Origin of the sequence: Stenoxybacter acetivorans DSM 19021 (assembly GCF_000745895.1) — a bacterium.
Classification (GTDB): domain Bacteria; phylum Pseudomonadota; class Gammaproteobacteria; order Burkholderiales; family Neisseriaceae; genus Stenoxybacter; species Stenoxybacter acetivorans.
Window position 1 is genome coordinate 1 of record NZ_JQKE01000128.1, and the last position, 1,754, is coordinate 1,754.

Here is a 1,754-nt window from a genome sequence, read left to right on the forward strand (position 1 = left end):
GGAAACGGCGGCAATGATGTGATTTATGGCGGTGAGGGTGGTGATTACATTGTTGGCGATGTTCGGTCTTATGATGAATATTCCGGCGGCAATGATGTTTTATACGGTGAAGCGGGTGATGATTATTTAGAGGGCGGCGGCGGTGATGATTATTTGGACGGCGGCGAGGGCGATAATGATTTAGACGGCGGTTTCGGCAGCGATACCCTAATCGTTCGCGGCGGCGGCAGCAGTTTTTATACCGGCGGCTCAGACGGCGATGTGTTTCAAGTGTTCCGCAGCGGCGCGGACATGCAAAACGGCTTAGGCATACAAACCATTACCGATTTTGAAGCGGGTGATCGCATCTACCTGATGGACAGCAATTTGTCGGATTATGTTTTGGCGCACCAAGACTACGATTTAATCCTGTCGCTCAAGCAAGAAGACGATTCGGCAGACAGCAATCATCAGCTGATTTTACAAAACTATTTTTTGCTTGCCGATGATGACGATGCCTTCATTTTTGAAGCGGATAATCCGGATTCGGGGCGTTCACCGGCTGATTTGAAAGCATTGCTGGAACAGCAAAATACCGTTACCGGCGGCGAGGGTATTGATGAATTTATTATCAATGACACCACCAGCGGCACATATCGAATCGTTGGCTTCACCGCAGAAGATGCGCTGGTTTTTTCCAATGTGCATTTCAATGCTGTTATTAAGGATACGCTCGGTCATCTGATATTTGATTGGCAAATAATGCGCCAAGATAATGATTTGGTGTTTAAAAAGATTTACTCCCTCTGGTCGGTAATCGGAAAACATGACTACGAAATATTAACAGTAACCATGAAAGATTATTTTGCCGAGTACCCCGCCCCGAAAATTACCCTGCGCGGTACAGACGGTGATGATGTTTTACAGTCTCCAACTTATTGGTCGGGCTTGATTTTGGAGATAGATGGCGGTGAAGGCAACGATACCTTTAAAGACGCCTATATGGAACTCACCAAAAATCATTATTGGTTTGCCGAGGGGCATGGCAGCGATGTCTTGGCAGGCTGCAAGCTGGCGGTTTGGGATCAAGATGTACCGGGTTATTTTTCGCGCAACGAAACCACTGTATGGGTGGGTCTCAATGAGCAAGGTGAGATTATTTTTGGTTCAAGCGGTTTTGGTTCGTATTACGAACATCAAACCGGGCATTGGCAAAGTGATGAGATGCCCAGTGTGCAGGAAGTCATGGATTTCGACTTTCATCAGCTGATTTTTCAGGGAGCACAATCTGATAATGTGCAATGGACGCGCGATGGCGTTGATTTGCTGATTACGGCTTACGGCACACCCGACAGCGTCAGGGTGCGGTATTTCTTTGATATGTACGACTTCGGACCGCCTCTGCCCGTTCAAGTTGTTCCCCGCTATTCTTTTGTTTTTGACGACAAAACCGTAAGTGTATTCGACATCGCCCAAATGATTGATTTGGTAACCGAAAACGGCAGCGATCAAAATGACCTCTTATACAGCTGGATATTGGGCGGCGTGGTCAACGGCGGTGCGGGCGATGATTATCTAATCGGCGGCGCGGGCAATGTGGTTTTAAACGGCGGTGACGGCAACGACCATTTAATCAGCCGAATTGGCAAAACCACATTCATAGGCGGTGCGGGCAATGATGAATTGAGAAGCAACAGCGGCTTGGGTGATGTCTATCACTTTGGCAAAGGCATGGATAAAGACACCGTTTACGAGAGCACGAGTTTTGTGGATCT

General features: G+C 47.7%; 1 protein-coding gene. It reads left to right on the plus strand.

From position 1 onward, the window contains the following. Positions 1-1,754: calcium-binding protein (locus Q384_RS10875; RefSeq protein ID WP_037588080.1), on the plus strand; the 1,754-nt coding region annotated here is incomplete at both ends.